We start from the raw sequence: 12,251 nt of genomic DNA, 5'->3' as shown, positions 1-12,251 counted from the left end.
ATGGCAGAAAAAATCACCATCGGCGTTATCGGCGCCGGCACCATGGGGCGCGGCATCGTCCAGTTGTTCGCGCAGGCGGGGCACCCGGTGCGCTGCCACGATGCGCAGCCCGGCGCCGCCGCCAAGGCGATGGACTACGTGGACGGCATGTTCGCTCGCGCGGTGGAAAAGGGCCGCATGGCCGCCGCCGGGCATGCCGCGGCGCGCGCGCGCCTCAACGCCTGTGAAAGCCTGGCCGATCTGGCGGACTGCGAGCTGGTGATCGAGGCCATCGTGGAGGATCTGGACGTCAAGCGCGCGCTGTTCCGCGAGCTTGAAGGCCTGGTCGGCGAAGACGCCATCCTGGCGAGCAACACCTCGTCGCTCACGGTGGCCGAGATCGCGGCCGCCTGCCAGCGGCCGCAGCGCGTGGCGGGCCTGCACTTTTTCAACCCGGTGCCGCTGATGAAGGTGGCCGAGGTCATCGCCGCCGTGCGCACCGAGCCCGCCGTGGTGCGGCGCCTGTGCGAACTCACCGAGGGTGCGGGCCACCGCGCTGTGGTCACCGCCGACCAGCCGGGTTTTCTCATCAACCACGCGGGGCGCGGCCTGTACACCGAGGGCCTGCGCATCGTGGAAGAGCAGGTGGCCACGCCGGCCGACGTGGACGACGTGCTGCGCGAGGCGCTGGGTTTTCGCATGGGCCCCTTCGAGCTGCTGGACCTGACGGGCCTGGACGTGTCCTCGCGCGTGATGACCTCGATCTACGAGCAGTTCCAGCAAGAACCCCGGTTTCGGCCCTCGTCCCTGGTGGCGCCGCGGGTGGCCGCCGGCCTGTTCGGCCGCAAGAGCGGAGAGGGCTGGTACCGCTATGTCGATGGCCAGCAGCAAAAGCCGCCCGCGAAGCCCGTGCCGCCGCTGCCCGAGGCGCTCACCGTGTGGGTGGACCCGCAGGTCAGCGGCGGCGCCGGCTTGCGCGAGCTCGTGTCGGCCGCTGGCGCGCGCCTGGCCGATGACGCGGCCAACGCCGACCTTGCCATCGTGCAACCCTGGGGCCAGGACGCCACCAGTACCGCGCTGGTTTTGGGCCTGGACGCCGCGCGCTGCGTCGCCGTTGACCCGCTGCCGGCGCTCGCGCTGCGCCGCACGCTGATGCTCACGGCCGTGACCAGCGCTGCAGCGCGCGATGCCGCGCACGCGCTGCTCGCCCAGGACGGCACGCCGGTGACCCTGATCAACGACAGCCCCGGTTTCATCGCGCAGCGCGTGATGGCCACCATCGTCAACATCGCCGCCAACATCGCGCAGCGCGGCATCGCCAGCGTGGCCGATCTGGAAGACGCCGTGCGCCTGGGCCTGGGGTATCCGCAGGGGCCGCTGGGCTGGGGCGACAGGCTCGGCGCCGGCCGGATGCTGGAGATCCTGCGCGCCCAGCTCGCCGCGACGGGTGATCCGCGCTACCGCCCCAGCGCCTGGCTCGTGCGCCGCGTGGCGCTGGGCCTGCCGCTGACCACGGCAGAGGCGGCGCGATGAACGCGCCCATCGACATCGACCATCTGCGCCAGTGGGTCGGCCGCAGCGAAACCCGCGAGCAGCACCTCGACCCCTTTCCGGCGCGCGCACTGGCGGGCCTGCTGGACCGCGCCGACGTGCCTGGCGAGGGCGACGCGCTGCCGTTGCCCTGGCACTGGCTCTACTTTCTTGACGCGCCCAGTCGCGAGGGCACGGGCGTGGATGGGCACCCCAAGCGCGGCGGCTTCCTGCCGCCCGTGCCGCTGCCGCGCCGCATGTGGGCCGCAGGTGAGCTCACATTGCACGAACCCTTGCGCCTGGGCCGTGCCGCGCGCAAGACCTCCACCGTGCGCAGCGTCGAACTCAAGCAGGGCAAGGCCGGCGCGCTGGTCTTCGTGACCGTTGCGCACGAGCTGGAACAAGGCGGCCAGCCGTGCCTGAGCGAGCTGCAGCACATCGTCTACCGCGAAGCGCCCGCCGCGCCCGCGCCGCTGCCGCCCGGAGAGCCCGCGTCCACCGACGCCGGCTGGTCGCGCGCCGTATCGCCCGATCCGGTGATGCTGTTCCGCTTCTCCGCGCTCACCTACAACGGCCACCGCATCCATTACGACCGCGACTACGCCACGCGCGAGGAGTTCTACCCCGCGCTGGTGGTGCACGGCCCGCTGCTGGCCACGCTGCTGCTGGACCTGCTGGCGCGCGAAGGTCAAGCAACGGCCCCGCCCGCCCACTTCAGGTTCCGGGCCCAGCGCCCGGCCTTCGATACCGAGCCTTTGACGCTCTGCGGCCGCCAGGAGGCCGAGGGCGCGGCGCTTTGGACCACGGATGCCTCCGGCATGGTCGGCATGACCGCGTCCGCACGCTACCGGTGACAACGAATCAACCTTCTCAACCAGGATATGCAATGACTTCATCCACGAATACAACCCACAGCTACGACGCCGTCGTGATCGGCGCCGGCGCGGGCGGCATGAGCGCTGCGGCCCATCTGGTGGCCGCCGGCAGAAAAGTGCTGCTGGTCGAATCGCAGGACCGCCTGGGCGGCCGCGCATCCAGCGAAGAGATCGATGGCTTCATCGTCAACCGCGGCGCGATCGCCATCGAGCGCGGCAGCAGTTTCGAGCAGACCTTCGATCTGCTGGGTGTGCCGCTGGATGTGCGCGAGCCGCAGCCGGCGACCGTGTTCCGTATCGACGGCAAGATCATCGATCCGAGCAAGGGCGGTGGCTGGAATCTGATCCTCGGGGGGCTGACCAAGGCAGCGGCCAAGATCGGCGCGAGCTTCGGCGACGTACGCAAGGGCAATACCGAGCTGCCCGAGGAAGCGATCACCACCGAAGAGTGGCTGCGCAAGTTCACCAAGAACCAGACCGTGCATCGCCTGTTCCGCAACTTCTGCGCGGCCATCTGGGCCGCCAATGCGGATGAACTGCCCGCGCGCGCCTTCTTGACCTACTTCGCTTTCAAGGGTGCGTTCAAGCGCTTCGGTTTTTGCCCGCGCGGCACCATCGGCGTCTGGAACGACCTGGGCGATGGCATCCGCGCCAAGGGCGGCGAGATCTGGCTCGACGCACCAGTGAGCAAAATTCACGTGACCAACGGCCGTACGACCGGCGTGGATGTAGTGCGCAATGGCGTGACGCAACGGGTCGAGGCCCGTGTGGTGATCAGCAATGTCGGACCCAGCGCGACGATCAGGCTGGCTGGCGAAGCCGCGATGGGCGAGACCTACGTGGCCAAGGCGCGCAAAGTGTTGCGCCCGGCGGCGAACATCGTGGTCAACTTCGCCACCCAACAGCGCCTGATCGACCAGCCGGGTCTGATCACCTTCGCCAACACCGAGCGCCTGTGCAACCTGGGCGAACTCACCGCCATGTGCCCCGAGATGGCGCCGCCGGGCTGGCATCTGTATGTCGCCTATGTGGTGCCCAAGCCGGCACTGGGCGATTTCGACGAAAAGGCCGAGACGGAGCTGGGATTGCAGGACCTGCGCAACGAGTTCCCCGGCTTTGCCGATGCGAAGATCCTGTCCATTCGCGTGATGCGCGACGAGTGGCCCGCCCAGCGCTCCTGCGCCGGCTACGACATGCCGCAGGAAACACCGCTGCCCAACCTCTGGAACGTGGGCGATGCCGTCAAGGACTACGGTGGCGGGGGCACGCAGGCGTGTGTCGACACGGGCCGCGAGGCCGCCCACAAAGCGCTGGGTGTGCTGGGCGTGGGCCAGGCGGCATGAACTCAGGTCATATGGAACACCTTCACAGTGCCGCCACCGTCCTGGCGCGGCTGAGGCTCCTTTTCGATGCCGGCGTCCAGGCGCTGGCGCGAAGCTGCATGGAAGACGGGCGATTGAGTGCCAGGCGGCTCGATGAGCACCAGGTGGCCAGCTTCGAGCTGGCCTGGGCCGGCGCCGAGCTGCTCGCGGCCGAAACCGCCATCGGGGCACTCACGCCCGCGAGCGCACCAATGCAGGCGCAGCTGGCGCTGGTGTTCGCGGCCGATGCCGTGGTGGCGCTGCTTGACCGCCTGGACATGGTGTATGCCGAAACCGGTCTGGATCCGGCCGAGGTGGACCACCTGCGCGCCGCGCCGGAATGGCGTGCGCTGCGCCAGGCCGCTGGCAGCGCCGAGGCCTTGCAGGCCGCCGGTCGCGGCGTGATCGAGGCGCAGGGGCTGGTCGGCGAGATCACCCTCGACGAGCCGCACGCGCTGGCCCAGGACGCCTTCCGCCGCTTCGCCGAGGAGGTGGTGGCGCCCCAGGCCGAGGCCATCCACCGCGACGACCTCACGGTGCCCGAGCCGCTGCTGCAATCCATGCGCGAGATGGGCGTGTTCGGCCTGGCGATTCCCGAGCGCTTCGGCGGCAGCGCGCCCAATGAGCATGAGGACACACTGCTCATGGTGGTCGTGACCGAGGCCTTGTCCGAGGGTTCGCTCGCGGCGGCGGGCAGCCTGATCACGCGGCCCGAAATCCTCACGCGCGCGCTGCTCGCGGGCGGCACCGAGGCGCAAAAGGCGCACTGGCTGCCGCGCCTGGCCACCGGCGATCCGCTGTGCGCCATCGCCATGACCGAGCCCGACTATGGCTCCGACCTCGCGGCCTGCCAGTTCAAGGGCACGCGTGTGGATGGCGGCTGGCTGCTCAACGGCGCCAAGACCTGGTGCACCTTCGCGGGCAAGGCTGGCGTGCTGATGGTGGTCACGCGCACCCACCCCGATCGATCGCTGGGCCACAAGGGCCTGTCGGTGCTGCTGGCCGAGAAACCCTCGGTGGACACGCACGAGTTCGAGGTGGAGCAAGAAGGCGGCGGCAAGCTCACGGGCCGCGCCATCCCCACCATCGGCTACCGGGGCATGCACTCCTTCGATCTCTCTTTCCAGGATTATTTCGTGCCTGACGCCAACGTGGTCGGCGGCGAGGCGGGCCTGGGCAAGGGTTTTTACTACACGCTCTCGGGCATGGTCGGCGGGCGCATGCAGACCTCGGCGCGCGCCTGCGGCGTGATGCGCGCGGCACTGCGCGCCGCCGTGCGCTACACGCAGGACCGCAAGGTCTTTGGCGCGCCGCTGGCGGAGTTCGCGCTCACGCAGGCCAAGCTGGCGCGCATGGGGGCGCGCCTGGCAGTCTGCCGGCGCCTGGCCTACACGGTGGCCGGCATCGTCGATGGCGGCAACGGCCGCATGGAGGCAAGTTTGGTCAAGCTGCTGGCCTGCCGCTCGGCCGAGTTGGTCACGCGTGAGGCACTGCAGCTGCACGGCGGCATGGGCTACGCGGAAGAAACGCCCGTGAGCCGCTACTTTGTCGATGCGCGCGTGCTGTCGATCTTCGAAGGTGCCGAGGAAACCCTCGCGCTCAAGGTGGTGGCGCGCAGCCTGATGGAGCGCGCGCTGGGCATCACTGCGGGGGGCAACTGACATGGCCCAGGGTGTTCTTTGCGGCATGCGTGTGGTGGAGGCGGCCGCTTTCGTGGCCGCCCCACTGGGTGGCATGACACTGGCGCAGATGGGTGCCGACGTGATCCGCATCGATACGCTGGGCGGTGGGCTGGACTATCGCCGCTGGCCGGTGACGCAGGACAACACCAGTCTGTTCTGGTGCGGCCTCAACAAGTCCAAGCGCTCGGTGGCGCTGGATCTGTCATCGCCTGAAGGCCGCGAGATCGCCATGGCGCTGATCACGGCGCCGGGCCAGGATGCCGGTCTGTTCGTCACCAATTTCCCCCCGCGCGGCTGGCTTGACTACGACAAGCTGCGCGAGCGGCGCACCGACCTCATCCAGCTCACTCTGCAGGGCGATCGCCATGGCGGCTCGGCCGTCGACTACACCGTCAACCCGAGCCTGGGCTTGCCGTCGATGACGGGGCCGCAGGACAGTGGCGAGCCGGTGAACCACGTGCTGCCGACCTGGGACTTGATCACCGGGCAAATGGTGGCGGTAGGCCTGCTTGCCGCCGAAAGGCACCGCAGCCGCACGGGAGAGGGCCAGCATGTCAAGCTCGCGCTGCAGGACGTCGGCCTGGCCGTGATGGGACATCTCGGTTTCATCGCCGAGGCGCGGCAGGGTCAGCCGCGCCAGCGCCATGGCAACGAGCTGTTTGGCGCGTTCGGCCGCGATTTCCGTTGCGCGGATGGCGCTCGCGTAATGGTCGTGGGGCTGACCGGCAAGCAGTGGCGTTCGATCTGCAATGCGACGGACACTGGCGCGCAGATGGATGCGCTGGGCGGTCGCCTGGGGCTTGAGCTGGCCCGCGAGGGCGATCGCTTCCAGGCACGGCGCGAGATCGGTGACATCGTGGGGGACTGGATCGCACGCCGGTCGTTTGCCGAGGTGGCGGCTGCCTTCAAGCACCACGGTGTGTGCTGGAGCCGCTACCAGAACGTCGCTGAGCTCGTGCGCGATGATCCGGAGTGCTCGATCGCGAACCCGATGTTCGCGGCCATCGAGCAGCCAGGCGTCGGGACCGTGCTCGCGCCAGGCGTTCCACTGGACTTTCAGGGTTCCGGCCGTTTGCCGCCACGAGCGGCTCCGCGCCTGGGTGAGCACACGGCGGAAGTGCTGTCCGAGTTGCTGGGCCTCGATGCGGCGGCGTTCGGGCGCCTGCACGACCGGCGCATCGTCGCGTCGGCGGACTGATCAGTTCAAGGTCTGGGGCAGGGCCTTGAACCCATGGACGAACAAGGTTGAAATGCGCTGCGCCAGTTCGTGCGGCGCGATCGATCCGGTCCGGCGGTACCACGAGAAGGTCCAGATCATCATGCCGAACAAAAGCAGGGCATAAGGCTTCTGAAGATGCTCTTCGGCCATGAATTCGGGATTGATCTCGCGCAGCAGGTCTTCCATCAGCTCGGTCAAATTCGCTTCCAGGCGGCGGATCTGGTCGAGTTGGGCCTTGGGCAGAAACTTGATGTCGTTCATCAGAATCAGGTGCTCGTTGCGCGAGCGTGCCGCGCCTTGCATGAAGGTGTCCACGAACTGCGCAAAGCGCTCTTCCGCGGGCAAGGGCTGTGCCACGATGCGATTGAGTTCGGCGGCTTGCGCGGTGATGTGCTCATGCACGATGGCAAAGAGCAAATCTTCCTTGCTCGAAAAATAGTGGTAAAGGTGCGACTTGGAGGCGCCGCAGGCCTTGGCCACGTCCAGCATGGTGGCGACGTCGAAGCCTTTGCGCGCGATGAGCGCCGCGGCCTTGTCAAGGATGGTTTGTCGTTTTGCTTCGTAGTCATCCGCACGCACACGCGTCATTGCATTTCTCCAACACCGATTGGCCGCCCGTCTGCCCAACGCACCAGGCGGCGCATTGCGATTTTAGTCCATGAAGGATATAATTAGACCGACTGGACGGACTATGTGAAACGATAGATCGAAAACGGCAAGGGAAACCATGGAGACACAAGGCAGCGGATTGCTCATCGTCGGTGCGGGGCATGCGGGTAGTGAACTGGCGGTGGCCGCGCGGCAGGGGGGCTGGACGGATCGCATCGTCCTGCTGGGTGACGAGCGGGTTGTGCCCTATCAGCGCCCCCCCCTGTCAAAGGCTTACCTGCTGGGCCAGGCCGATGTGGATGCCCTGGCATTGCGCCCTGCCGCGGCCTATCAGGCGGCGCGTATCGAACGGGTACAGGGCGCTCGCCTGGCTGCCATTGATCCTACGGGCCGTGCCGTGACATTGGCCGACGGTGCGACGCTGCGCTACGACAAGCTTGCCCTGTGCACGGGTGGGCGCCCCAGGCCGTTCGTGTGCGAGGGCATCGATGCACGGAATCCGCCGCCGTCCAATCTCTTTTATCTGCGCACGCTGGCCGATGCCGATGGTATTCGAGCGAGCCTCGGCCCGGATGCGCAGGTGGTTGTGGTTGGCGGCGGCTACGTGGGGCTTGAAGTGGCTGCTTCCGCACGCGGACTGGGCGCGCGCGTCACTGTGATCGAGGCGCAGCCGCGTGTGCTTGCGCGCGTCGCGGGTGCCGAGGTATCGCGCTTTTACGAAAGCGTGCATCGCGAAGCGGGCGTGGAAATCTTGACAGGCGCTGGTGTCGAGCGCGTGACGTGCGAGGGGGGGCGCATCGTGGCCGTGCACTGCAGCAACGGTCAGCGCGTTCCCGCGGATCTGGTCGTGGCAGGCGTCGGCATGCTGCCCAATGTCGAGGCTGCTGTGGCAGCGGGCCTGGCGGGTGAGGGCGGCATTCCGGTGGATGAACTCGCACGCACCGCAGACCCGCACATCGTGGCGGCCGGGGACAACACGCTGCAGCACCATCCTCTTTACGACCGCGAACTGCGGCTGGAGTCGGTGCCCAATGCCCTAGAGCAGGCGCGCGCCGCCGCGTCCTGGCTTTGCGGCAAACCCAAGCCGAATCGCAGCGTGCCGTGGTTCTGGTCGGATCAGTACGATCTGAAACTGCAAACGGCGGGGCTGTCGCAGGGGCACGACCGCTGCTTGTTGCGTGGAGACCCCGGCGCGCGCAGCTTCTGTGCTTTCTACCTGCGTGGCGGGCAATTGCTCGCGATCGACGCGGTCAATCGGCCGGGCGACTTCATGGCCACGCGGCGCGCTCTGGCGCAGCAGCCGGTACTGCTGAACCCGGCAAGCCTGACGGATGAGTCGCTTCCGTTGAGAGAGATTTTTCCCGGCCAAAGCGCTCAAAATCCGGGTAATCCCTAATCAAAAAACGGTCTTTGGTGTTTATACTTTGATCCAAATCAAAGTCCGACACGTCGGACTAATTATATCGGGATGAATCATCAATGACGGATACGCGCGCGCCGGTTTCAACGGCCCCGCCTGCTCTTGCCGTGCACAACATTCAGATTGTTTACGGGGGTGCCATCGAGGCCGTTCGTGACGTGTCGCTGGAAGTGCGGCCGGGCCAGATCGTTGCCCTGCTGGGCTCCAACGGCGCTGGCAAATCCAGTGTTCTCAAGGCCATTTCAGGTGTTTTGGATGCCGAGGACGGAGAAATAGAAAAGGGTTCATCCATTTGTTCGGCGAAGCCATCGAGCGCGCTCCCGCGCCGCACATCGTCAAGAACGGGATGGTGCAGGTGCCCGAAGGCCGTCGCCTCTTCGCCACGCTGACGGTGGAGGAAAACCTGATAGCCGGCGCCCACCTGCAAGGCTCTGAAAAGCTCGCGCAGGCGCGCAATTTCGTGTTCGATCTGTTCCCGCGCCTGGCGGAGATGCGCCAGAGCATCTCGGGCTATCTCTCCGGTGGTGAGCAGCAGATGGTTGCGATCGGCAGGGCGCTGATGAGCCAGCCCAAGGTGCTGGCCCTGGATGAACCGTCCCTGGGTCTGGCTCCGCTGATCGTGACGGATATTTTTCGCACGATTCAAAAGCTGCGCGACAGCACGGGGCTCACCATCCTGCTGGTGGAGCAAAACGCCAACCGGGCTTTGGCCATCGCCGATTACGCCTACATCATGGAAAACGGGCGTGTCGTACTCGATGGCACCAGTGAGCAGCTGCGCCGCAACACCGATGTGCGCGAGTTCTATCTTGGATTGAGTACCCAGCCCGGCCGCACCAGCATGAAAGACGTGAAGCATTACAAGCGACGCAAGAGGTGGTTGTCATGACGCAGGACAGCATGACTCCCGTCCTGGAGGCGCGGGGTATTTCCAAGCGCTTTGGCGGTGTGACGGCCGTGAACAACGTCAGCCTCAAGGTGATGCCGGGTGAAATCGTCAGCCTCATTGGCCCCAATGGCGCGGGCAAGACGACCACGTTCAATCTGGTGAGTGGCGTGCTGCCGCCGACCCAGGGGCAGATTCTGTTCGAGGGGCGGGATACGGCGGGGCTGAAACCCTCCGAATTCGCGCGCCTGGGTATAGGCCGTACTTTCCAGAATCTGGCGCTGTTTCGCCACGGCACCGTGGTGGAAAACCTGCTGGTGGGGCGGCATATCCATTTCCGCTATTCGGTGCTGGAGTCGCTGTTGTTCTGGGGGCGGCCGCGCCGCGACGAGATCGCAGCGCGCGAAAAGGTGGAGCAGATCATTGAGTTCCTCGAAATCGAAGAACTGCGCGACAAGTCCGTGAGCCAGCTCGCCTACGGCCAGCAAAAGCGTGTCGAACTGGGCCGTGCGCTGGCCTGCGAGCCCAAATTGCTGTTGCTCGATGAAATCGTTGCAGGGATGAATCGTGAAGAAAAAGAGGACATCGCGCGCTTCACGCTGGACATACGTGATGAATTCGGGGTTGCGGTGCTCATGATTGAACACGACATGCAGGTGGTGATGGATTTGTCCGACCGGGTTTACGTGCTGGACTTCGGATCGAAGATCGCCGAAGGGACGCCGGCGGAGGTGGCGGCCGATCCGGTGGTACTGCGGGCCTACCTCGGCGAGGAGGCGGAGCATGTTTGAACATGGCGCCCTGCTGCGCGGGGACGGGACGCTGCCCGGACTGCTGCGCCTGCGTGCGCAGGAGCGCGGACAACAAGTGGCGCTGCGGGAGAAGGTGCAAGGCGTGTGGCGCGGACGCACCTGGGCCGACTACTACCGGGATGCGCGCCGTGTGGCTTTGGGCTTCATGAAGCTGGGCTTGCAGCGGGGTGACCGCATCGTCATCGCGGCCGAAGACGTACCGGAGTGGTTCTATGCGGACCTCGGTGCGCAGATGCTGGGCGTGCAGGTCGTCGGCATCTATCCCACCAACCCCTGGCCCGAAGTGCAGTACATCGCCAGCCACTGCCAGGCCAAGGTCGCCATCACGGGCGACCAGGAGCAGACCGACAAGGTGCTCGACGCCATGAAGGAAGGGGCCGGCCTGCCCCATCTGGAGCATATTTTCTGTGTCGACATGAAGGGGCTGCGCCGCTATGCGCCGGGCAAGCCGGGCAGTTTCGAACACCTGATGGCGCTGGGCGACCAGCTGGTGCAGGAAGACCCGTTGGCCGAGCAGCGCCTCGATCAGAGCGTGGACCGCCTGTTGCCCGACGACGTGAACATTCTCGTGTACACCTCGGGAACGACCGGGCCGCCCAAAGGGGCGATGCTCACGCACCGCAACTTCATCTTCGCGGCGTACTCCTACGCGGCGGCGCGCCAGATGGTGGGCAAGCGCTTTGAGTCCGTGTGCTATCTGCCGCTGTGCCACGTGGCCGAGCGCGGCTACTCGACGGTGCTGCACCTGCTCACAGGCGGCTGCGTCAACTTCGCCGAATCCGTGGATACGGTGTCCGCCAACATCCGCGAGATCGCACCGACCTTCTTCCTGGGCGTACCCCGCATCTGGGAAAAGCTGCAGCAGAATTTTGATTTCCGCATGAAAGACAGCGGGCGCGTGCAGCGCTGGCTGTACCGCGCCGGCATGAAGCGCGGGCGCGTGCTGTCGGACAAACGCGCGCAGAAGGGCCGCCTCGTGGATCTGGGCGATCGGGCCGAGTTCGGCCTCTGGTACCTGCTGTTGTTTCGCAACATGCAGCGCCACATGGGGTTGAACCGCACCCACACGCGCATGTGCGGCGGCGCTTCGGTGTCACCGGAGACGCTGAAGTTCTTCGACATCATCGGCCTGCCGGTGGGGCAGGGCTATGGCCTGACCGAGGCCGGCGGACTGGCTTTCGTGCAGGTACCGGGGCGGCCATTCGTTTCGGGCAGCTGCGGGCCTGCCATGCCGGGCGTCGAATGGAAAGTGGGCGAGGATGGCGAGGCCTTTGTGCGCTCACCCGGGGTGTTTCGCGGCTACCTGTTCGATGACAAGGGGACGCAGGACATTCTGTCCAGCGACGGCTGGCTGGCCAGTGGCGACATCGTGGAGGTGCGCGCCAAGGATGAGATTGCGGTCGTTGATCGCAAGAAGGCCATCATCATCACGAGCGGTGGCAAGAACATTGCGCCATCCGAGATAGAGAACGCGCTCAAGGACAGTCCCTATGTGCGCGAAGCCATCGTGGTGGGCGAGGGCAAGAAATTCCTGGGGGGTCTGATTCAGATCGATTTTGATAGCGTGGGCCGCTGGGCTGGCGAGCGCGACTTGCCTTATACGACCTTCAAATCGCTGACACAGATGAGCGAGGTGCGCGAATTGATCCAGCAGGTGGTCGATGAGGTGAATGGCAAGTTTGCCCGCGTCGAGAACATCCGCAAATTCGTGTTGCTGGAAAAGGAGCTGGACCACGACGATGGCGAGCTCACGGCCACGCAGAAGGTGCGCCGCGGACTCATCAACAAGAAGTTCGCGCGCGAGCTCGAACAAATTTACGGAGACGCGCAATGAACCTTGAGTCATCGCAGGAACAGGTGCGCCCGGCCGTGCGCAGC

At 66.1% G+C, this 12,251-nt stretch carries 11 protein-coding genes; 10 read left to right on the top strand and 1 reads right to left on the bottom strand.

Annotated elements, in window-relative coordinates:
- Genes K320_RS0110490 through K320_RS0110470 form a run of 5 tightly spaced genes read left to right on the top strand, consistent with a single transcriptional unit; the run spans position 1 to position 6,625 of the window.
- Positions 1-1,512 (top strand): 3-hydroxyacyl-CoA dehydrogenase, encoded by a 1,512-nt coding sequence (locus K320_RS0110490; protein WP_024538794.1) that lies wholly within the window; start codon positions 1-3, stop codon positions 1,510-1,512.
- Positions 1,509-2,363 carry an FAS1-like dehydratase domain-containing protein gene (locus K320_RS0110485; protein WP_024538793.1) on the top strand — a complete coding sequence of 285 codons (855 nt, stop codon included), beginning with the start codon at positions 1,509-1,511 and terminating at the stop codon, positions 2,361-2,363. The genes K320_RS0110490 and K320_RS0110485 overlap by 4 nt, the downstream gene beginning before the upstream one ends.
- Before the next feature lie 32 nt (positions 2,364-2,395).
- Positions 2,396-3,727 (top strand): phytoene desaturase family protein, encoded by a 1,332-nt coding sequence (locus K320_RS0110480; protein ID WP_024538792.1) that lies wholly within the window; start codon positions 2,396-2,398, stop codon positions 3,725-3,727.
- 11 nt (positions 3,728-3,738) lie between these two features.
- On the top strand, positions 3,739-5,406 hold the full coding sequence (locus K320_RS0110475; protein WP_024538791.1) for an acyl-CoA dehydrogenase family protein: 1,668 nt from the start codon (positions 3,739-3,741) through the stop codon (positions 5,404-5,406).
- Position 5,407: 1 nt separating this feature from the next.
- Entirely contained in the window at positions 5,408-6,625 is a 1,218-nt protein-coding gene (locus tag K320_RS0110470; RefSeq protein WP_024538790.1) for a CoA transferase, read from the top strand.
- Here the strand turns inward: K320_RS0110470 and K320_RS18395 are convergent, their stop codons facing one another.
- Positions 6,626-7,234, bottom strand: coding sequence for a TetR/AcrR family transcriptional regulator (locus K320_RS18395; protein ID WP_024538789.1), 609 nt, complete (start codon positions 7,232-7,234; stop codon positions 6,626-6,628).
- A gap of 139 nt (positions 7,235-7,373) precedes the next feature.
- On the opposite strand from K320_RS18395, the gene K320_RS0110460 reads away from it, so the two are divergent.
- The 5 genes from K320_RS0110460 to K320_RS0110445 all read left to right on the top strand — a co-directional run bounded on the left by K320_RS0110460 (position 7,374) and on the right by K320_RS0110445 (position 12,207).
- Complete coding sequence (locus K320_RS0110460; protein ID WP_024538788.1) at positions 7,374-8,651, top strand: NAD(P)/FAD-dependent oxidoreductase; 1,278 nt, start codon at positions 7,374-7,376, stop codon at positions 8,649-8,651.
- A gap of 83 nt (positions 8,652-8,734) precedes the next feature.
- A complete protein-coding gene (locus K320_RS19690; RefSeq protein ID WP_342667229.1) occupies positions 8,735-9,064 on the top strand; it encodes an ATP-binding cassette domain-containing protein in 330 nt (109 codons plus the stop codon).
- Entirely contained in the window at positions 8,968-9,564 is a 597-nt protein-coding gene (locus tag K320_RS18125) for an ABC transporter ATP-binding protein (RefSeq protein ID WP_342667228.1), read from the top strand. The genes K320_RS19690 and K320_RS18125 overlap by 97 nt, the downstream gene beginning before the upstream one ends.
- Before the next feature lie 11 nt (positions 9,565-9,575).
- Positions 9,576-10,352 (top strand): ABC transporter ATP-binding protein, encoded by a 777-nt coding sequence (locus K320_RS0110450; protein WP_245593862.1) that lies wholly within the window; start codon positions 9,576-9,578, stop codon positions 10,350-10,352.
- Positions 10,345-12,207, top strand: coding sequence for an AMP-dependent synthetase/ligase (locus tag K320_RS0110445; protein WP_024538786.1), 1,863 nt, complete (start codon positions 10,345-10,347; stop codon positions 12,205-12,207). Before K320_RS0110450 ends, K320_RS0110445 begins: the two co-directional genes overlap by 8 nt.
- The last annotated feature ends 44 nt before the right edge of the window (positions 12,208-12,251 follow it).

It is taken from the genome of Comamonas badia DSM 17552 (assembly GCF_000484635.1).
In the GTDB taxonomy this organism is placed as follows: domain Bacteria; phylum Pseudomonadota; class Gammaproteobacteria; order Burkholderiales; family Burkholderiaceae_C; genus Comamonas_C; species Comamonas_C badia.
This window is presented reverse-complemented; position numbering and strand designations above follow the sequence as displayed.

Coding starts and splice junctions, on each gene's coding strand:
- K320_RS0110490 (WP_024538794.1), top strand. CDS start 1: ATGGCAGAAAAAATCACCATCGGCGTTATCGGCGCCGGCACCATGGGG.
- K320_RS0110485 (WP_024538793.1), top strand. CDS start 1,509: ATGAACGCGCCCATCGACATCGACCATCTGCGCCAGTGGGTCGGCCGC.
- K320_RS0110480 (WP_024538792.1), top strand. CDS start 2,396: ATGACTTCATCCACGAATACAACCCACAGCTACGACGCCGTCGTGATC.
- K320_RS0110475 (WP_024538791.1), top strand. CDS start 3,739: ATGGAACACCTTCACAGTGCCGCCACCGTCCTGGCGCGGCTGAGGCTC.
- K320_RS0110470 (WP_024538790.1), top strand. CDS start 5,408: ATGGCCCAGGGTGTTCTTTGCGGCATGCGTGTGGTGGAGGCGGCCGCT.
- K320_RS18395 (WP_024538789.1), bottom strand. CDS start 7,234: ATGACGCGTGTGCGTGCGGATGACTACGAAGCAAAACGACAAACCATC.
- K320_RS0110460 (WP_024538788.1), top strand. CDS start 7,374: ATGGAGACACAAGGCAGCGGATTGCTCATCGTCGGTGCGGGGCATGCG.
- K320_RS19690 (WP_342667229.1), top strand. CDS start 8,735: ATGACGGATACGCGCGCGCCGGTTTCAACGGCCCCGCCTGCTCTTGCC.
- K320_RS0110450 (WP_245593862.1), top strand. CDS start 9,576: ATGACTCCCGTCCTGGAGGCGCGGGGTATTTCCAAGCGCTTTGGCGGT.
- K320_RS0110445 (WP_024538786.1), top strand. CDS start 10,345: ATGTTTGAACATGGCGCCCTGCTGCGCGGGGACGGGACGCTGCCCGGA.